Here is a 20,031-nt window from a genome sequence, read left to right on the forward strand (position 1 = left end):
ACAGGAGGTATCAAAATGGGCAGGAAGTTTTTGTTTACTTCGGAATCGGTTACCGAAGGGCACCCGGATAAAATATGCGATCAGATTTCCGACGCGATCCTGGACGCCATACTGGAAAAGGACCCGATGGCGAGGGTGGCGTGCGAGACCGCAGTAACTACAGGCCTTGTACTGGTTATGGGTGAGATTACCTGTGATTGTTACGTAGACATACCTAAGATTGCCCGGGAAACCATCAGGGAAATCGGCTACACCAGAGCAAAGTACGGTTTCGACTGCGATACCTGTGCGGTCATAACCTCCATCGACGAACAGTCGCCCGACATAGCAGTAGGTGTCGATGCCGCATACGAGATAAGGGAAGAGGGCTGCGGGGACGAGCTGGACCGGATAGGTGCCGGTGACCAGGGCATGATGTTTGGCTTTGCGGTGGACGAGACCCCCGAACTTATGCCCATGCCTATCATGATGGCCCACAAGCTGGCGCGCAGGCTCGCCGAAGTAAGAAAAACTCGGCTTTTGCCTTACTTAAGGCCCGACGGAAAGACCCAGGTTACCGTAGAATACGAGGACGGAAGGCCCGTCAGAGTGGACAAGGTGGTGGTATCGGCACAGCACAAGTCCACGGTGGATCTTACGACTTTAAGGCACGATATAATAGAGGCTGTAGTAAAAAAGGTGATTCCGGAGGAGCTCATAGATAAAAACACCAAATTCTACATCAATCCCACCGGCAGGTTTGTGGTGGGAGGTCCCCACGGAGACTCCGGCCTTACCGGGCGCAAGATAATAGTGGATACCTACGGCGGTTATTCCCGGCACGGCGGCGGCGCCTTCTCGGGCAAGGATCCTACGAAAGTAGACCGTTCCGCAGCCTACGCTGCAAGATACGTTGCCAAAAACATCGTCGCTGCGGGCCTGGCCAAAAAGTGCGAGGTGCAGGTGGCCTATGCCATAGGTGTAGCCCACCCGGTTTCAATAATGGTGGATACCTTCGGTACCGGGGTAATACCAGAAGAAAAAATACAGAAGCTTGTAATCGAAAACTTCGACCTCCGTCCCGGAGCCATTATTAGGGACATGGATTTGAGAAGGCCCATATATAAACAGGTGGCGGCCTACGGCCATTTCGGCAGGACGGATCTGGATGTGCCATGGGAAAGAACCGACAAGGCGGAAATACTCAGGAAGCAAGCGAGCAGCCTTTAAATAGGCTGCTACAGACTGTCGACAAAGTAACTGTCGACAGTCTTTTTTTGCAAAAGCTAGTACAAAAATCATCAGCTTTTTAGTAAAATTAAAGAAGATACAAAAATATTGTGGGGCGATGAAATGTTAACGAAGAAAAATCGAGAAATAATAGAGCAGGTAGAATTAGTAAGCATCGATAGCTTAGTACCTCAAGACCATCTCCTTAGGGCAGTAGAAGAAAGCATCGACTTTAATTTCATTTATGATGAAGTAAAAGACCTATATAGCGAAAATACAGGAAGACCTAGTATTGACCCGGTAGTGTTAATTAAGCTACTCATGCTCCAAGCATTGTATGGAATCCGCTCCATGCGCCAAACCATCAGAGAAGTAGAAGTCAATGTAGCTTACCGTTGGTTTTTAGGCTATGGATTACAAGAAAAAATACCTCACTTTTCAACTTTTGGAAAAAACTATGAACGGCGGTTTAAGGAAAGTGATCTATTTGAAAAGATATTCGAGCGGGTGTTGATGGAAGCAATAGAATGCGGGTTTGTTAAAACAGATGCAGTATTTATCGATGCTACTCACATAAAAGCCAGTGCCAATAAGAATAAATATATCGAGAAAGTCGCTAAGCAACGGACTCAAAAATATAAGGAAGAACTTTTAAAAGAAATCAACGCCGAACGGGAAGCAAACGGTAAAAAGCCCTTTGAAGAAGAAGATGATGATGACGATAACAACAAAGGAGAAAATAGCTCTAAAAAAGTCAGGGTAAGCACCACAGATCCTGAAAGTGGGATGTTTCAAAAAGGGGAAAAAGAGCGCTGCTTTGCCTACACAGCTTCTGTAGCCTGTGACCGGAACAACTTTGTCCTTGGTGTCAAAATAGCACCTGGAAATGTTCATGACAGCCAGGTATTCTCCGATTTATTTCAAGAAGTAAACGATAAATTTTCTAAAATAGAGGCGGTAGTGGTTGATGCAGGCTACAAAACCCCCGGGATATGCAGAGAAATCATTGAGGCAGGAGCGCTTCCCGTTATGCCCTACAAGAGGCCGATGACCAAAGATGGTTACTTTAAAAAACGCGAATACGTCTATGACGAATATTATGATTGTTACATATGCCCCAACAACCAAATATTAGAATACAGCACCACCAACCGGGCGGGATACCGGGAATATAGGAGCAACCCCCAAATATGCTGTAAATGTCCCATGCGCCTACAGTGCACCAAAAGTAAAAATTACACAAAAATCATAACTCGGCATATATGGGAGCATTACATAGAAATAGCGGAAGATATAAGACACACCCAATGGGGTAAAGAACTATACAAAATGCGCGGCCAGACCATCGAGCGGGTATTTGCCGATGCGAAGGAAAAGCATGGCATGCGCTATACAAATCTACGAGGCTTGAGGAAAGTTGGACATTACCTCACGCTTCTTTTCGCATGCATGAATTTAAAAAAGCTGGCTTTATGGAAGAAAAGACGGGGAACGTTTCCGCCAACAGTCCCCGCTTTACATTCGTTTTTCTTAAAAATTTTCTTCGCCTTCAACAAAAAGCCGCTTTTAGGTTATGCATCCTAAAAGCGGCTTTGTCTACAAGCTGGAGCAGCCTTTAAATAGGCTGCTAAATTTTTGCGCTTTAGCAGGAATTTTGGAGATTTTTGTCAAAATATATTAGTGAAAAATTCCGGGAGGGATATTTTTGAAAAAAAACCGCCTGGATGTAAAATACCTGGATAGCATAATAAAAACCACTATAGAAGCCGTAGAGAAAGGTCATGAGGAGACATTCAGGATAGCCGAGCACGCTAAAAAAGAGTGCGAACGCCTCCAGAAGGAAGTTGAGCAGCTCAAGGTGAGGATTTCCGAGACCATCCAGACGGTGGACGAGCTGCAAAAAAAGGAGAGGGCATCCCGGAACAAACTCATGGTTGTGAGCAGGGAGTTCAACAAATACAGTGAAGAGGATATAAAGGCGGCGTACGAACATGCGCGGGAAATTCAAATAAAGCTCACCGTTCAAAGGGAAAGGGAAATACAGCTCCGCGAGAAAAGGGACCAGATGGAGCGCAGTTTAAAAAACATGCAGGATATATTAAAACAGGCGGAGCAGCTTACCCTCCAGATGGGGGTGGCGCTCAACTTCTTAAAGGGCAACCTGCTGGACCTCTCGGAAAAGCTGACGGACATAAACCAAAAACAGGCCATTGCCGCCCAAATAATAAAAGCTCAGGAAGAGGAGCGCAAATTTATAGCCCGGGAAATCCACGACGGGCCGGCCCAGACAATGGCCAACGTTCTGCTTCAGGTGGATGTATGCGAGAAGCTCTACGAAAAGGATTCGGACAGGGCCAGGAAGGAATTGAGGGACTTAAAGGAACTGGTCAGGAACTGCATCAGGGAAATGAGGAAGATAATATTCAATCTAAGACCGGCGGCGCTGGACGACCTGGGATTGGAGGCCGTTACCAGAAGATACTGCGCCGAGTTCCAGGAGGACACGGGCATTTCTGTAGACCTGTCGATAATTGGAGATAAGAGGAGGCTGGATTCCACAGTTGAAATAACCCTTTTTCGGGTTATCCAAGAAGCTCTCAGCAATGTAAAAAAGCATGCCGGTGCCAAAAATGTGTCGGTAAAGCTCGAATTCGCATCGGATGTGGTAAACTTGCGTATCGAGGACGACGGCGTAGGTTTCGAATTTGAAGAAGTAAAACTGCTTTCAGAAGACAGCAAACATTTCGGCCTGGTGAATATGAGGGAAAGGGTCGATCTCCTGAAGGGTACGATCAAGATCAAGTCTGAACCAGGCCGCGGAACCGGCATTTACATTTCTATACCCCTGAGCGAAAGGAGGAATTTAAATGTCAAAGATTTCCGTGGTTCTGGCTGATGACCATGTGCTGGTGCGCAAGGGCCTGAAAAAGATCTTGGAAATGGAAAGCGACATTGAAGTGGTAGGAGAGGCATCCAACGGCCTGGAAGCCGTCGAAGAGGTCAGGACCAAGGCTCCCGACGTGGTGCTGATGGACATTAATATGCCCAAACTCAACGGCGTGGAAGCGACGCGGGTGCTGAAAAAGGAAAGCCTGAAGACAAAAGTCATCATCCTGACCATCTACGATGATAGAGAATACCTGCTGGAACTTTTAAAGACCGGTATATCCGGGTACATTTTGAAAGACATAGATCCCCAGGCTCTGGTAGAAGCGGTTAGGGCGGTGAGCAGGGGAGAGACTTACATACAGCCGACCCTTACCCGCGCATTGATCGCCGAGTACAACCGGCTGAGCCAGCCGATATCCAGGGCCAGCCGGCCGCTGACGGCTAGAGAAAAGGAAGTAATGGCATACATAGCAGAAGGCATGAGCAATATCGAGATATCCGAAAAACTGGGAATCAGCGAAAAAACCGTGAAAAACCACGTGAGCAGTATCCTCAGAAAATTGAACCTCATGGACAGGACCCAGGTGGCCGTTTATGCTCTGAAGAATAATCTGGTTTAAGCACAAAAAAAGTCCCTCCCGAATAAATATAGACTTATAAGGGTTTATCTAAGGGGAGGGATTGAGGTGCCGGCCGTAGGGGAAAAACTGGATCCCGCGCTTGCCATCCTGATGGTCTTTGCGGTTATAGGTATCTACCGGGTTTTGGAACTTTTGGCAATCAGTTTTTTCGGTCAAACCACGTCGAGACGAAAACCAAAAATTGTGTTGATCGTGAGGGACATGGAGGAGAAAATAGAGGGAATCATCAGGAGCCTGGCAAGGCGGAGTATTTTTGAGAATTCGGAGACGGTGGTGGTCGTCGATGAGGGCTCGATGGATGGTACGCTTGAAATTTTAAAGAGGCTTTCGTCAGAATTCGGGTTTGAAATTGCGGAAAAATGTAGGCTGGATTTTCAAAAATCGCCATTTACCGTGTTATTGGACTGCTGTAGGCTCGAACCTAGAGAAATAGAGGCTTTCCTCGGATGTTTCACTTCGCCGAAAAAAGTCGAAATGGGTCTGAAATCCTATGAAAATTAGGACAACTGTTTGATTTTAAAAATGTTGTCGAACGAGTATAATAATGCTTGTAAAGCCCTATTCTTTCTCAAAGTTTACCCCTTAGTTCTTTTGTGCCCCCCTTTCTTTCTTGGTATGGCCCTGAGAAAAAAAGGGTCTTTTTTTTATACAAAAAAAGGATATGCACTATTCGTGTAGAATAATATACACTATAATATTTACCAATAATAATTATCGGCGGGGGCACGGGGGATAGATATGATATCAAGGGCTCGATATACAAATGTGCTTGGCATTGTGGGAACGGGGCTTTTGATAATCTTTATTGCTTTATACGGCTTTGAACTGAGACAACCCTGGTGGCAGTATCTGTTATTTCTCCTTTTTATGTTTATATCAGAGATTAACGCTATTCAGTTCAACAACACCTACCTCACCATGGAGTTCGGCTTTATATACGCGGCGATTTTCATCTTTGGATTCATTCCTGCAGCGGTTATGAAGGCCATCAGCACCCTTTTGAGCCAGGGATACATAAGGTACAACAATGGCAATCTACGGGAAACCCTGGATCTGATTTGTTTTAACGTGGGCCAGTATATGATCAGCTTTTTCGGAGGTGCCGGAGCATACTTACTTTTAAAAAGAACTGGGCTGACCGAGGCTTTTGCACAGGCAGTGGGTATTTTCATATATTTTATCATCAACAACCTGCTGGTAGAGATTTACGTAACCTTCGGGACCGGAGACAACACTTTTCGCAAGTCGCTGAGGTCCCTGTGCGCCGACCTCACCACCTATGCCATTTCCGTGCCCGGAGGTCTATTGATGGTCGAGCTTTATCGGTATTTCGATTATTATCATCATAGTTTTCCGCACCTTAGGTTCCTGGCGGTACTTCTCGGACTTATTCCTTATATTGTTCTTGTGTATATATATAAAATCTACATGGGCTTGATCACTACCAACCGGGAGCTTACAGCCCTTTACGATGTAGCGGCGACCATGACCTCAACTTTAAATACCCAGGAAGTACTGAGGATAATCTTCGATTCGGTGAAGAACGTCGCTCCCTGGGACACCATCAGCCTTTTCGTATACCAGCAGGACGCACTGGTGCCCTTGATGTACGAGGGGTTTTACAGCGATTCGATAAAGGATTTCAGGCTTAAACCCGGCGAGGGAATAACCGGCAGTACACTTGTGAGCGGAAGAGGTGAAATAATAAACAACTATAAAAAAGATTCCAGATTCCGCGATGATCCCGGATTGCCGCCCAATACCAAATCAGTCATGTCGGTGCCGATGATCAACAACAACGAAATAATCGGCGCCATAACACTAACCTCCAATAAGAAAAACGCGTATAATAGCAAACACCTGAAAATAATGAGCATTCTGGCAAATCAAGCAACCGTTGCCATAAGCAATGCCAGGCTTTTCGACAAGACAAGCAAGCTGGCCGTCACCGACAGCTTGACCAGGCTTTACAATCTACGGTACATTTACGAAGAGCTGGAAAGGATGGTCAACCGGGTTAAGAACAACGGTGGGGTGTTTAGCCTGATAATAATAGACATCGATCATTTCAAGTCCTACAACGACAGGTACGGCCACCTGGTGGGGGACAGCATATTAAAGAAACTTGCCGAAGTCCTGAAGGACAACGTGAGGGACAACGATATAGTGGGCCGCTACGGGGGAGAAGAATTCGTCATTATACTACCGGATACTCCGGGTGCTGAGGCTTATGCTATTGCCGAGAGGATAAGGGAGGTAGTGGAAAGCACCGAATTCGCCCAGACGGATACGGGAAAAAAGATATTCATAACAATAAGCGCAGGAGTGGCATCCTGTCCCGACGACGCCCTGACCGTTAAGGAACTGGTGCGCAAGGCTGACCAAGCTTTACTCTTTGGCGCTAAGCAGAAAGGCAGGAACAGAGTGGTAGAATTCAAAAAAATGAATTGAATAAAAATTTTTTCGCCCCTCTTCCGGGGCTTTTTTTGTTGTTGCATGGTGATGGCAAAAATGATATAAAAGTGTAAGAAAGTTTGTGATGAGGTGCTTTTGATGGTAGAGCTCGAGGGAATTGTAGAAAGGATCACCTACTATAACGAGGAAAATTTTTTCACCGTGGCGAGAGTCCAAGTTAGGGATACCGATGAAATAGTGACCGCCGTGGGATATTTCCCTTCCCTGGAAGTGGGGGAGGTGCTGAGGCTCAGGGGCCGCTGGGTCATGCATGAAAAGCACGGCTGCCAGCTCAAAATAGAATCCTACGAGACCCTGGTGCCCGCCACGGTGAGGGAAATAGAAAACTACCTGGCCTCCGGAGCGATAAAGGGCATAGGCCCCGCTACCGCCAAAAAGATCGTAGAGAGGTTCGGAGAAAACACCCTCGAGATAATGTCTTCATCGCCCCACAGGCTTATGGAAATAGCGGGAATAGGGCAAAAGCGCCTCGAAATGATAGTCCGCTCCTTTGCCGAGCAGAAGGAAACCCGGGAAATAATGCTATTTCTGCAGCAGTACGGCATCGGTCCCGGTGTGGCCGTAAAGGTGTATAAAGCCTATAAGGAAAAGGCCATAGAGGTGGTAAAGCAAAACCCTTACAGGCTTGCCGATGAGGTCTACGGCATCGGGTTTAAGACCGCCGATAAGATAGCCCGGATGATGGGTATTGAAATGGATTCGCCGGAGCGGCTGGCCGCCGGGGTCAAATATGCCCTTCACCGGGCGGCCGACGAGGGCCACGTATTTCTTCCCGAAAAGGAGCTTTTAAAGAGGGCGTCTTCCCTGATGGAGGTAGACGAGGACCGGATAAGCGAGGTACTGCCGGCTCTCGAGGAAAAGGGAGACATAGTGGCGGATGGCCCGCCTGAAAAACGGGAAGTTTACCTTGCGCCCTTTTACGTATCCGAGAAATCCGTGGCCAGGAAGTTATTCCTCCTGGCAGGCCTGGGCGAAACCCGGTCTTTAGAAGTGACTCCAGAAGAGATAAGCGAGATAGAGGAAAGGTGCGGTATAAAACTTGCCGCAAGACAGCGGGAAGCCATCGAAAAAGCCGCCTCGTCCGGGGTTCTGGTCATCACCGGTGGCCCCGGCACCGGAAAGACCACAGTAATACGGTGCCTCATCGAGTTTTTCCAAGGGCGGAATTTGAAAGTGGTACTGGCGGCACCGACGGGAAGGGCCGCCAAGCGGATGACCGAGGCCACGGGGATGGAAGCCAAGACCATCCACCGCCTGCTGGAATACAAGGCTTACGGCGAAGGCGGCATGGCCTTCGGCAGAAACCGGGATAATCCCCTGGACGAAGATGTGGTAATAATCGATGAGACTTCCATGGTGGATATAATCATGATGCACCACCTGCTCTCCGCTTTGAAGCCCTTTGCAAGGCTGGTGCTGGTCGGCGATAAGGATCAGCTGCCTTCGGTGGGGCCAGGGAGTGTGCTGCGGGAGATAATCGATAGCGGCCGAATTCCGGTGGTCATGCTGGACGAGATTTTCCGCCAGGCCAGGGAGAGCATGATCGTGGTGAATGCCCACCGGATAAACAGGGGCCTTTTTCCGTACCTGAACGTGAAAGGCAGGGATTTTTACTTTGAGCAGGCCGTCGAGCCCGAGGAAGTACTGAATAAAACCCTGGATCTGGTGTGCACGAGGCTTCCCAGGTTCGGCGGTTATGACCCTATGGAGGACATCCAGGTTATAACGCCCATGAAGAAGACCCCGGTGGGGGTGCTTTCCCTCAACCTGCAGCTGCAGGAAAGACTGAATCCTCCGGCGCCGGGGAAAAAGGAGTTCCCCTTCAGATCTTTTGTGTTCCGCGAAGGGGATAGGGTGATGCAGATAAAGAACAACTATGAGAAAGAAGTATTTAACGGCGACCTTGGCCGAATAGTTGAGATAGATGAAGATGAGGGGGTTTTGGTATCCTTTCCCGACGCCCGCGGAGAGAGGACCTTAATCTACGCGGGCGAGGAACTGGAGGAACTTTCCCTGGCCTACGCCCTGTCGGTGCATAAAAGCCAGGGCAGCGAGTTTCCCGTGGTGGTTATGCCGGTGACCACCCAGCACTTCGTCATGCTCCAGCGAAACCTCCTCTATACCGCCATAACCAGAGCCAGAAAGCTAATGGTGCTTGTCGGCTCCAAGGAAGCCCTGGCCATCGCAGTGCGCAACAGCAGGGCGGCCATGAGGTACAGCCGCTTGGCCGAAAGGATAGCCCGGGAATTCGAAGAAAGTTTGCTGTAAATGGGGGCGACATGTTTTTTCGGGGCTGGTTCTTTAGTAGGGAAGGAAATACCGTAAGGCGAAAACATATAAACAGGAATAGCTTTTATACGAGGGCGATCTGAAAAAGCCCTCTTTTTTTACTTTTATTAGGTTTGGCTAGAGATAAAGAGGGGTTATATTCATCTATAATAAATAATTTTTGATAATATCGAACGCTTTTGCCTGCGGTCTAGCAGGAAAAATAAAAAGTATTGACGAATAATTAAATAAAAAAATATCGAATAACATTCTATAATGTCGAACGAAGGTGGTTGCAGGTGGATATCAGGGATTTTCTCTTCGCCCCTCTAACTGGTCGCACTTTTATGTTGGAAATAACAGCCAGGCAACGGGGAGTGCTGGCTGGCACCGACAGGCTGCAAAAAATAGCTCAGGAATTGGGACTGAAGCTCGAAGACCTGTCTCCTGACGGCACAAAGATGGCAGAAGGCTCATGTATATGCCGGGCCCGGGGCGATGCGTGGCAGGTGGCGCGTGCTGAAGAGCAGCTCTTGGGAGTTATCGGCAAGGCATCGGGTGTAGCCACGGCGGCAGCCGAGATGGTGTATCAAGCCCGAAGCAGGGCGCGCGTTGTCTGCGGTGCTTGGAAGAAAGTACCTCCTGAGGTGAGGCACGACTTGCGCCAGGCCATAGCCACGGGAGGCGCGGGAATCCGCATTGTGGATGAGCCTTTCGTGTACCTCGATAAGAATTATGTCCGCATGTTCGGAGGTGTGGGCCCGGCGGTCCGCAGAGCCCGGGAGCTGGAGGGGAGGGTAGTGGTGGTTCAGCTGCGGGGCGAAGAGGCATCCCTGGCAGAAGAAGCCGTAGAAGCCGCTGCGGAAGGAGCCCATATACTTATGGTGGATACTGGTAGGCTGCAAGATCTGGTGCTGGTAAGGGATGTAGCTTCGAAAAAAGGCTTTCGTGAAAAGATAAGGCTGGCCTTCAGCGGGGGTGTCGTAAAGGATGAACTGGACGAGATCATTGCTGCGGGTGCCGACATTGTGGATGTAGGCCGGGCTATCATCGATGCCCCTTTGCTGGACTTCACCCTGGATGTTAAAAAATTGGAGTGAAAACGATGGAATGGGATTTGCTGGAGAAAACTACCTTTTGGGTTGAAAATGTAGATCTTCGCGGAGCCGACTTGGGGCAGGTGGCTGCTGCGGCGGCAAAGGCTTTAGGTCTTGACGCTCACGAGGTAATGGTAGTGGACGTGCGGCCGGGCCTGGTGGCCTTTGATGTCTTGCGCCGCCGGGTACAGGCGGAATCCGTAGCCGGCAGGGAAGGGGAGATTTTAAAACGGCTTCAAGAAGTGCCGGGTGTAATTTTAGGGCCGAAGGCTGGAGTGCACTCGGAAGGAGTATTGGGGCTGATTGCCCTGAAACCCGATGAGGCGCAAGAGGTACTTTCCGCTTCAGCCCGAATGACATCTGAAATTAGCCAGGCTGTAGCGCGAAGAGCCCTGGTCTTTGCTTCAGGGAGCGAGGTGCTGGCGGGGAAAATTCGCGATACTAATTCCCCGTATCTCATTGAAGCTCTGACCGGGGCCGGTTTTCGGGCCGAATTCGGGGGAATTTTAGAAGACGATGTTGTAGCGGTGGTCAACCGGCTGGAAGGAGCCCTGGAGCGGGGGTATGGCCTCATCATTACAACCGGGGGCGTGGGGGCTGAGGATAAGGACTGTAACATAGAGGCTGTCCTTAGACTTGATCCCCGGGCCCACACGCCCTGGATACTGAAATTTACCCCCGACTATAAACGCCACTACAAGGAAGGTGTACGTATAGCCGTGGGCCGGGTGGGGATGGCGCGGCTGATAGCACTGCCGGGCCCCCATGAGGAGGTACGGCTGGCGTGCCGGGCTTTGCTGGAGGGCCTGTCTCAGGGCCTGGATGATGCCGGTTTAGCCGAGAAAATCGCTGGAGTCTTGCGTCGGCGCTGGTATGAGCGCATGGGAAAAGGAGGGAGCGAACACCATGGATTTTCAGGCCATAGCTACTAATCTTTTGGAGGCAGAGGAAACCCGGAAAGCAATTGAACCTCTCACCTCTACTTACCCTAATTTAACCGTAGAGGATGCCTACCGCATCCAGCTTGCCGGAGTAGAAATGAGACTTAAACAGGGCCGGCGGGTAATAGGGAAAAAGATTGGCCTTACCAGTAAAGCCATGCAGGATCTTCTGGGAGTGAAGGAACCGGATTACGGTCATCTGCTGGACAATATGCTGCTTCTGGAGGGCGAGCCCTGCCGGAGGGAAGATTTCATTTGGCCGCGCGTTGAGGGCGAGCTGGCCTTTGTCCTGAAGGATACTTTAAAAGGTCCTGGGGTGACCATCGCCGATGTATTCCGGGCCACCGAGGGCGTAATGCCTGCCATAGAGATAGTGGATAGCCGTATCCGGGACTGGAAAATAAGCTTGGCGGATACTATAGCTGACAATGCTTCCAGCGCCCGCTTTGTACTGGGCAGCAGGATGGTGCCCATTAAAGACCTGGATTTGCGCCTTCTGGGGATGGTGCTGGAGAAAAACGGCGAAGTTGTAAGTACCGGTACGGGAGCGGCCGTATGGGGCCACCCGGCGGCAGCGGTGGCATGGCTGGCCAACAAGCTGGCTGCCTTTGATATTGCCCTGGAGGCGGGAGAGATTGTACTCTCCGGAGCAATAACTGCAGCTGTGGACGCTGCCGCTGGAGATGTGTTTACTGTGTCCTTCTACGGGCTGGGCACCCTTAATCTGCGCTTTATTTAACCACGTAAAGGGGGTTTGTTTAATGGACAAAATCAAAGTTGCCGTAATAGGTCCGGGCAACATCGGTTCGGATTTGATGTACAAAATCCTGCGCAGCGAATACCTCTGTATGGAAATGATGGCTGGAATCGTGGAGTCCGAGGGAATCAAGAGGGCTCGCTCCCTGGGAATCCGCACCACTACCGAGGGAATAAAGCCCATACTGGAAGATGAAAGCATAAAAATAGTGTTTGATGCCACAGGAGCCAAACACCACCTGAAACACGCTCCCTTGCTGAAAGAAGCCGGTAAAATTGCCATCGACCTTACGCCGGCTGCGGTGGGGCCCTATGTGGTACCGCCGGTCAATCTCAAAGATTTACATGAGGAGCCAAACCTCAACATGGTAACCTGCGGTGGTCAGGCCACCGTGCCCATAGTTTACGCCATCAATCAGGTGGCCGGCGCCCGTTATGCGGAAATAGTGGCGTGCATAGCGAGCAAAAGCGCCGGGCAGGGCACGCGGCAGAACATTGACGAATTTACCCAGACGACGGCAAAAGCCCTTTGTGCCATCGGCGGGGCCAAGAAGAGCAAGGCCATTATTATTCTAAATCCTGCCGACCCACCTATCATCATGACCAACACTATATACGTGGATGTGGAAAACCCGGACGAAAAAGCCATACGCGAAGCCGTCGATAAAATGGTCAGGGCAGTCCAGAGCTATGTACCGGGTTACCGGCTGCGAGTGCCGCCTATTCTGGAGGGAAATAAAGTAACTACCATCGTCGAAGTAGAAGGAGCGGGGGATTTCCTGCCCAAATACGCCGGCAACATGGATATTATAACGTCGGCGGCGGTGGCGGTAGCCGAGAAACTGGCGGCCAGAATTATGGGGAAGGAGGCAGTGGCGTGAACGGCACCAAATTCGTACACATAGTGGATACCACCCTTAGAGACGGGAGCCACGCTGTGGCCCACCAGTTCACCAGGGAGCAGATTAAGGCTATTGCCGGTGGGCTGGATGCGGCGGGCGTTGAATATATCGAGGTTTCCCACGGAGATGGCCTGGCGGGATCTTCTTATAACTACGGCTGGGCTGCTTTGAGCGATGAAGAGATGCTGAAGGCGGCGGCCGAAGTAATAAAGAAAGCCAAACTGACCGTTTTATTGCTTCCCGGCATAGGTACGCGGGAAGACTTGAAACTTGCCATTGAATGCGGCGCAAAGGCGGTAAGGGTAGCTACGCATGTGACCGAAGCGGATATCGCCGAACAGCACATCGGCATGGCTAAAAAGATGGGCCTGGAAGCCTTCGGATTTCTTATGATGGCCCACACGGCGCCACCGGAAAAGGTGGTGGAGCAGGCGCTGCTTTTTGAAAGTTACGGGGCGGACTATATCTATATAGCCGACTCCGCCGGAGCAATGCTCCCCGAAGATGTAAAGGCCAGGGTAGGAGCTGTGGTAGAGAAAGTCAAGGTGCCTGTCGGGTTCCACGCGCACAATAATTTGACCCTGGCGACGGCCAATTGCCTGGCGGCCTTGGAGGCCGGCGCTACATTCCTGGATGGAGCCTGCCGGGGCTTAGGTGCCGGTGCAGGGAACGCCCAGACGGAAGCCCTGATAGGCGTGCTGGATAAAGCCGGCTACCGGACGGGGGTCGATTTTTACAAGATCATGGACGTGGCCGAAGACGTAGTGGAGCCCATCATGCAGCGGCCGCAGGTAGTCCGCAATGCGCCCCTCATGTTGGGGTATGCAGGGGTCTACTCCAGCTTTTTACTCCACACCTACCGGGCGGCCGAGAAGTTCGGCCTTGACCCCCGGGATATTCTGGTAGAACTGGGAAGGAAGGGGATGGTCGGAGGGCAGGAAGATATGATCGTCGACGTGGCTTACCAGTTGGCAAAACAGAGGGAGGGAAATTAAAAGTGAAGCTCGTCAACCTGCTCGCGGTGGTGGATGAGGAAAAGTGCCGGGGCTGTAAGACCTGTGAAAAGGTCTGCCCGGTGCTGGCCATCAAAATGGTGGACCGAAAGGCCAAAGTTGATGAGGAAAAGTGCCGGGGTTGTGCGGCCTGCGAGCAGCGGTGCCCCTTTTACGCCATTTCCATGGCAAAGCGCGAACAGCCGGTTGCCGTAGGCGTAGATGTAAGCGGTGTGGATTACTCAAGGGTAGAAGAGCTGTGCCGCAGAGCCAAACTTCACCCGGAACAGATCGTATGCTATTGCACCGCTACCAGGGCGGAAGAGGTGGCGGCTGCCGTCTTGCAGGGCGCGCGTTCCCCCGAGGACGTGTCTTTGGTGACGGGAGCCCGTACCGGGTGCAAAGTGGAATGCATCCAGCCTATTTTGCGCCTGTTGGAGACCGCCGGCATCAAACCGGAACCGCCAAAAGGAGGCTGGCAGTGGTACGGCCGTACTCCCACTGTGTGGGAAGTGCCGAATGAGGTGAAAAAGAAGTATGCCAGCCGGGGCTTCTATTTCGATGAGGATATAAAACTGCTGGACGGGGTGGCAGCAGCACCCCTGCAAGGAGAGGAGTGATTCATGATGCGTCCTCCAATTCCTCCCATACCTCCGCGCAAATCCCAGTACGGCATTGATCCGTCACTGGTGAAGAAGCGGGTTTCCGAATTGCCGGGGATGACCTCGGTATTGCTCAAGGACCTTTTCCCGGACCTGCCGGAGGTCATTTACCCCGGTGAACGGGGTATTGCCGCAGTGCGCAGAGCCACCGAAGAAGCGTTAAAAAAAGTCGATATGAGCATGATCAAGCCGGAGCATTCGGTCAACATCCTGGCTTCGCATCACGGCTTTACTTTACTGGGCGGTGAGCCCTATGCCGAGATGCTAAAGACTTTGAAGGATGTCATCCAGGCCCGGACGGGCTGTAAGGACATCCGCCTGCGGGCTGGTGTGGGCTTGCGCTTCCGGGAGACGGAGGAATACATCAAGCGCTACGGCCTGGATAAGCACTTCGAGGGGAAGGCCATAGGCGTTGCTCCCATTGACGAAGGCATACCCATAGAGACGGAAATAGGCACTTTATACGGCATTAAGAAGGTATACGACGCAGACTGGATTGTCCATGCTCATAACTCCGACGTGCGCGAAGTCCATTTCCACCGGCAGGTCGACCGGGCAGTAAAGCCTTTCGGCATGTCCTATGCCCGAATAGAGACCAGGTCCACCTATCACCAGAACCTGGGACCCCGGGCGGCCAATTTTACGGCCAGAGCTATCTTCGATTCTCCCTTTGTGCAGAGCAAATTCGCCTTTGCCTCTTTCCTGTCGGTGGCCCCGAACGGAATCGTTGGAGTGGACGCGGATAACGACCTTTACGCTTTAAACGACCGCATTACGGTGCTCGGGTGCCGCTACTATGGCAAAATGATGACCCTTTTTGGCGAGATAGATGAGTGCATCGCTGCACTGGACTTCCCCTGCCCGGTGGTATACGTATTCGCGGCCGGAGTTATTTATGCTAACTTTGCCGGAGCAAACACCGACCTTTACGATCTCGACATGCCCCTGCCGGCTTATACCTGGTATACGGAAGCCTTTTACGGCAAAAACGGTAAGCCGCTCTTAAAGGAGATTCCACCGCTCAATCCGGCTATAAAGATGTGCGTCCACAACTACGCCTGGACGGGATACCCGAGCGCTTTCTTCAGCGAGCACATTCCTACGGTGGTTGTCGGCTATGAGCAGGCTGACCTCTTCAACCGTGACCCGCAGAATCTCAACTATATGAAGCATGCAGTGGTGGCCGAGACCACGGAGGCAGCCATGGAATTCGCCTACAGGGTGACCGGTACCCGCAAGGTCTTGATTTTCGACGGGGCTGTCGGCGGGATAAACTTGAGCGAACCGCTGGCAGAATTCCTCCTCAAGAAAGCTCCGGAAGTAAACGAACGGGTGGAAAGCGAATTGCTGCCAAAATGGCTGCGCCAGCGGGGCGTGGATTTGTTGGAACTCAAAAAATGTGCCGGTTAGAGAAGGCATAGCCCCTCCGGTTTAGTCCCCGGAGGGGCACCTGACGAATAAGGATAGGGGGAAACGTAAATTGTCTGTGGTAATTAAGACGTCTTTGAAAAACGAACCCGTATGGGAAAAAGGTCCGGGATTTCAGGAAGGTCTGAGGGATCTTCGAAGCAAATTAAACGCCAATACCTTCACTGCTGGCGTTGTGGCCGCCATCTTTGGCTGTACAGGCCCGGCGCTTATTGTAATGAATGCTGCCCAGAACGGGAAACTGACGGATGCTCAAACGATTTCCTGGTTGTTCTCGGTTTATTTCTTCGGAGGACTTATAAGTATTATTTTGGGTTTTTATTATAAGATGCCGATAAATGGAGCTTATTCGATCCCGGGTGCGGTTATGCTTGCTTCGGCTTTGCCCCTGTTTTCATTCAATGAGGCCGTAGGCGCTTATTTTATAGCAGGAGTGCTGGTTTTACTCTTGGGATTTTCGGGCTTGATAGGAAGGGTGATGCGCTGGATACCGCTTCCCATCGTTATGGCTATGATTGCCGGCGCTATGTTCAGGTTCGGGCTTGAGATCGTTACTTCCGCCCAAAAAGCTCCGGTAATCGCCGGTGCTGCCTTGGCGGCTTATTTTATCGGTTACAGGCTCAACAAAAAAATATCGCCTATTTTGTGGTCTTTAATCGTGGGGGTTGTTGCAGCCTTATTGACCGGAGGTTTTGAGTTTGAAAATATCAAAATAGCCTGGATAATGCCACGGATTTTTGCGCCAACTTTTTCGATGGGGGCTTTCTTTGGCATCGCCATTCCTTTGGCTGTACTGGTCATCGGTGCGGAGAACGCCCAGGCTTATGGGGTGCTGACGGCCCAGGGATATAAGGCTCCCATAAACGCAATGACGGTGATAAGTGGCATAGGAGGTATAGTAACTTCATTTTTTGGAGGTCACAATGCCAACATCGCTGGCCCTATGACCGCCATCTGCAGCTCAGAAGAAGCGGGACCCGATAAATCGGGACGTTATGCCGCCACCATTGTGAACGGTATTCTTTTTGGATCCTTCGGTCTTTTTGCCAGCGCAGCCGTGCCTTTTGTAAAAGCTTTACCGTCGAATCTTGTCAGCATGCTGGCCGGTCTTGCCATGATAGGGGTGCTGATAAGCGCTTTCGAACAGGCATTTGCCGCCAGGAAGTTCAAATTTGGGGCGTTTTTCGCGCTGATTATCGCCATGTCTGGTTTAACACTGTTTAAAATTAGTGCTCCTTTCTGGTCATTGGTAGGGGGTGTGTTGGCTTCGCTCATAATGGAACCGGATGACTTCGAGCGCTAAGTTGGGTTTTTCGATCCAATGAATTAATTTTTGGAGGTGTTCCGGTGTGTCTAAGATGTTAATGGTGGACCCCTCTTTATGTACCGGATGTCACCGCTGTGAAATGTGGTGCTCCTTTACCAAGTACGGCGAAATCAACCCTTCCCGCAGCCACATATATGTAATACGACGGGAGCCGGCGGTAGATGTGCCGGTAGTGTGCATACAGTGTGGTTTATGTATAAATGCCTGCCCTATAGGGGCTCTCAAGCGGGATAGAATTTCTGATGCGGTGGTGGTGGACCCGGATCTCTGTGCGGGCTGCGGCATCTGCGTCCGGGTGTGCCCTTATGGAGTACTGAGGATAGACGATGAAACCGGAATGGCAGCTAAATGCGATTTGTGCGGTGGTTCGCCATCATGCGCCGGCCACTGCCCGCATGGTGCTATCAGGTACGAAGATGTAGACAAAGCTGCGGCCAGGCGCCGGGAGCTCTGGGCTAGGGCCCATGCGGTTAAAATCAGGGACTAAATGGGGAGGTGACTGATTCATGTGGTACGGGTTTGCAGGTAAGCTTTTGCGGGTGAATCTGACAAACGGTGAAGTTAAAACAGAGGAACTGGATAGAGATGAGCTGCGCAAGTACATGGGCTGTACAGGCTTTGCAGCCAAAATACTCTATCAGGAAATGCCCGGTGGCACCGACCCGCTGGCTCCTGAGGCTAAAGTTGTAGTAGCCACGGGGCCCGTAACCGGCACTCTTTGTCCGAGCGGTGGAAGTTACGAAGTCTGTTACAAGTCGCCCTTGACCGGTACGTGGAATCAGGCGCGGTCTGGTGGGGCTTTTGGCCCCAAGCTAAAGTATGCAGGGTTTGATTTTGTCGTCCTCGAAGGGAAAGCGGCAGAACCAGTTTACCTTTACATAAACGACGGCCATGCAGAAATTAAATCTGCCAAGCACCTCTGGGGCCTCACGGTTGAAGAGACTACGGATGCTCTGATTCGGGAACTCGACGATCCGGAAATCTCTATCGCCGCTATAGGTCCTGCGGGAGAAAAGGGGGTTCTCTATGCCGCTTTGATCAACGATAGGGGACGGGCTGCGGGTCGCGGCGGCATCGGGGCTGTATTTGGGAGCAAAAACCTGAAAGCTGTTGCGGTAAAGGGCCGTGGCGGAATTAAGGTGTCGCGCCCGAAACAATTCGCTGAGGCCGTTGAGAAAGCAGAGCAGTGGCTGGAAAATTATCCCTTCGCCTCAATTCCCGCTTTTGGCACGGTCGGCCTGGTATCTCTGCTCAATAGCTTGGGAATGCTTCCGACCAAAAACTTTCAAACCGCTCATTTTGAAGGGGCTGACAGGATTTCCGGGGAATATCTCAACCGAAAGTATCAGATAAAACGGCGGGCATGTTATGGCTGTACTTTTGCATGCGGCCGATATACCTCTGTCAACAGCGGAAAGTTTGCCACTCCTCCCATGGAGGGCCCGGAATACGAAACAGTGAACATGTTCGGAGCTAATTGCGGCGTGGATGATCTGGAGACGGTTATCAAAGCCAACTACTTATGCAATGCGTACGGGTTGGATACGATCAGTACAGGAATGAGCATCGGTTTTGCAATGGAGTGCTATGAAAAGGGCTTATTGACCGACAAAGATACAGAAGGGATGCCTTTGCGGTGGGGCGATGGTGAGGTAGTGGTAAAACTGGTGGAAAAAATCGCCCACCGGGAGGGGATTGGTGAATTTCTGGCCCAAGGTGTGAAACGGATGGCCGAGCAACTCGGTCCGGAGGCCGAAGAATTAGCCGTGCATGTGAAAGGCCTTGAAGCACCGGCTCATGAGCCTCGCTCCGAATCTAAAGTGCTGGCCATCCAGTATGCGGTTTCCCCGAGAGGAGCTTGTCACATGCATCCCAATTGGGCCAGCACGTGGGATTTCGGCCAGCTTGACGGTGGTATGAAAGATTTTGGCTTGCCGTGGCCTCCGGCCGGTATACCCGAAGAAACTTCCCAGAAAGGTATGGTTTATCGTTATGTAGCTCTGCAGGGTGAGATCAGCGAAATTTTAGGAGCATGCATTTTCTATTCATGGGGGACCGAGGGCAGTTGCATTACGCCGCAGCTTTACGCTGAAATTGTCAGTGCGCTTACGGGGTGGGACGTGACTGCCGAAGAATTGTTATTGGCAGCGGAACGTTCCTGGAACCTAAAGCGCTGCTTCAATGCCCGTGAAGGTTTCACGCGGAAGGATGACAGGTTGCCCAAGCGTTTCTCACAGGCTATTCCTGATGGCCCTTCGGCGGGAGCCAGGGTGGATAATCTGGATGTGATGTTGGATGCATATTACGAGGCCATGGGTTGGGACAAAGACACCGGCCTTCCAACTCCCGAAAAGTTAAAGGAATTGGGATTGGATTTTGCTATCGAGTCCTAAGGTGCGATTGGCGCGATATTTGTTGTTTCGGTGATTAAGAAGTGCTGTGGG

General features: G+C 51.0%; 17 protein-coding genes. All 17 read left to right on the top strand.

Going from position 1 to position 20,031, the window contains the following annotated elements; genetic code table 11:
* Positions 1–15: 15 nt before the first annotated feature.
* The 17 genes from metK (at position 16) to TOCE_RS01965 (ending at position 19,980) form a co-directional block, all read left to right on the top strand.
* Positions 16–1,209 (top strand): methionine adenosyltransferase, encoded by a 1,194-nt coding sequence (metK, locus tag TOCE_RS01885; RefSeq protein WP_013275198.1) that lies wholly within the window; start codon positions 16–18, stop codon positions 1,207–1,209.
* A gap of 123 nt (positions 1,210–1,332) precedes the next feature.
* Entirely contained in the window at positions 1,333–2,793 is a 1,461-nt protein-coding gene (locus TOCE_RS01890; protein WP_425358462.1) for an IS1182 family transposase, read from the top strand.
* A gap of 121 nt (positions 2,794–2,914) precedes the next feature.
* Entirely contained in the window at positions 2,915–4,105 is a 1,191-nt protein-coding gene (locus TOCE_RS01895) for a sensor histidine kinase (RefSeq protein ID WP_013275200.1), read from the top strand.
* Positions 4,077–4,718: a response regulator gene (locus tag TOCE_RS01900; RefSeq protein ID WP_013275201.1), complete on the top strand. Its 642-nt coding sequence runs from the start codon at positions 4,077–4,079 to the stop codon at positions 4,716–4,718. Before TOCE_RS01895 ends, TOCE_RS01900 begins: the two co-directional genes overlap by 29 nt.
* Positions 4,719–4,784: 66 nt before the next feature.
* Positions 4,785–5,240: a glycosyltransferase family 2 protein gene (locus TOCE_RS01905; RefSeq protein WP_013275202.1), complete on the top strand. Its 456-nt coding sequence runs from the start codon at positions 4,785–4,787 to the stop codon at positions 5,238–5,240.
* Positions 5,241–5,477: 237 nt separating this feature from the next.
* On the top strand, positions 5,478–7,190 hold the full coding sequence (locus TOCE_RS01910) for a sensor domain-containing diguanylate cyclase (RefSeq protein ID WP_013275203.1): 1,713 nt from the start codon (positions 5,478–5,480) through the stop codon (positions 7,188–7,190).
* A 102-nt stretch (positions 7,191–7,292) separates the two neighbouring features.
* Positions 7,293–9,482: an SF1B family DNA helicase RecD2 gene (gene recD2, locus TOCE_RS01915; protein ID WP_013275204.1), complete on the top strand. Its 2,190-nt coding sequence runs from the start codon at positions 7,293–7,295 to the stop codon at positions 9,480–9,482.
* Between the two features lie 299 nt (positions 9,483–9,781).
* On the top strand, positions 9,782–10,582 hold the full coding sequence (locus tag TOCE_RS01920; RefSeq protein WP_013275205.1) for a nicotinate-nucleotide pyrophosphorylase: 801 nt from the start codon (positions 9,782–9,784) through the stop codon (positions 10,580–10,582).
* 5 nt (positions 10,583–10,587) lie between these two features.
* A complete protein-coding gene (locus TOCE_RS01925) occupies positions 10,588–11,511 on the top strand; it encodes a molybdopterin-binding protein (RefSeq protein ID WP_013275206.1) in 924 nt (307 codons plus the stop codon).
* Positions 11,486–12,259, top strand: a complete 774-nt coding sequence (locus tag TOCE_RS01930) for a 2-keto-4-pentenoate hydratase (RefSeq protein WP_013275207.1) — start codon at positions 11,486–11,488, stop codon at positions 12,257–12,259. Before TOCE_RS01925 ends, TOCE_RS01930 begins: the two co-directional genes overlap by 26 nt.
* Positions 12,260–12,281: 22 nt before the next feature.
* Positions 12,282–13,157, top strand: coding sequence for an acetaldehyde dehydrogenase (acetylating) (locus TOCE_RS01935; RefSeq protein ID WP_013275208.1), 876 nt, complete (start codon positions 12,282–12,284; stop codon positions 13,155–13,157).
* Complete coding sequence (gene dmpG / locus TOCE_RS01940) at positions 13,154–14,173, top strand: 4-hydroxy-2-oxovalerate aldolase (protein WP_013275209.1); 1,020 nt, start codon at positions 13,154–13,156, stop codon at positions 14,171–14,173. Before TOCE_RS01935 ends, dmpG begins: the two co-directional genes overlap by 4 nt.
* A gap of 2 nt (positions 14,174–14,175) precedes the next feature.
* A complete protein-coding gene (locus TOCE_RS01945) occupies positions 14,176–14,790 on the top strand; it encodes a 4Fe-4S binding protein (RefSeq protein WP_013275210.1) in 615 nt (204 codons plus the stop codon).
* Between the two features lie 6 nt (positions 14,791–14,796).
* Positions 14,797–16,242 carry a hypothetical protein gene (locus TOCE_RS01950; RefSeq protein WP_041423999.1) on the top strand — a complete coding sequence of 482 codons (1,446 nt, stop codon included), beginning with the start codon at positions 14,797–14,799 and terminating at the stop codon, positions 16,240–16,242.
* Positions 16,243–16,312: 70 nt separating this feature from the next.
* On the top strand, positions 16,313–17,563 hold the full coding sequence (locus TOCE_RS01955; protein ID WP_013275212.1) for a benzoate/H(+) symporter BenE family transporter: 1,251 nt from the start codon (positions 16,313–16,315) through the stop codon (positions 17,561–17,563).
* Between the two features lie 55 nt (positions 17,564–17,618).
* Positions 17,619–18,074, top strand: a complete 456-nt coding sequence (locus TOCE_RS01960) for a 4Fe-4S dicluster domain-containing protein (protein WP_245523160.1) — start codon at positions 17,619–17,621, stop codon at positions 18,072–18,074.
* A gap of 19 nt (positions 18,075–18,093) precedes the next feature.
* Entirely contained in the window at positions 18,094–19,980 is a 1,887-nt protein-coding gene (locus TOCE_RS01965; RefSeq protein WP_013275214.1) for an aldehyde ferredoxin oxidoreductase family protein, read from the top strand.
* Positions 19,981–20,031 lie beyond the last annotated feature (51 nt).

Origin of the sequence: Thermosediminibacter oceani DSM 16646 (genome assembly GCF_000144645.1) — a bacterium.
Lineage (GTDB): Bacteria > Bacillota > Thermosediminibacteria > Thermosediminibacterales > Thermosediminibacteraceae > Thermosediminibacter > Thermosediminibacter oceani.